Origin of the sequence: Pseudoalteromonas sp. 0802, from assembly GCF_013350085.1 — a bacterium.
Classification (GTDB): Bacteria; Pseudomonadota; Gammaproteobacteria; order Enterobacterales; family Alteromonadaceae; genus Pseudoalteromonas.
The window spans coordinates 1-209 of sequence record NZ_JABVXE010000127.1 but is presented as its reverse complement, the minus strand read 5'-3'; the positions used below and the strand labels follow the sequence as shown (position 1 = coordinate 209).

The window sequence follows — 209 nt, the reverse complement described above, 5'->3', positions numbered from 1 at the left end:
CAGTTGGTAGAGCAGTGGACTTTTAATCCATTGGTCGATGGTTCGAGTCCATCATGACCCACCATTCTTTGAATGGTCTTATATCGGCGGATTTACGTAGCTTATTACAAGCATCAGAGCGGGTCATTAGCTCAGTTGGTAGAGCAGTGGACTTTTAATCCATTGGTCGATGGTTCGAGTCCATCATGACCCACCATTCTTCGAATGGT

At 45.5% G+C, this 209-nt stretch carries 1 tRNA gene; it reads left to right on the top strand.

From position 1 onward, the window contains the following. The first annotated feature begins 120 nt into the window (after positions 1–120). Positions 121–196, top strand: a tRNA-Lys gene (locus HUS61_RS21465). The last annotated feature ends 13 nt before the right edge of the window (positions 197–209 follow it).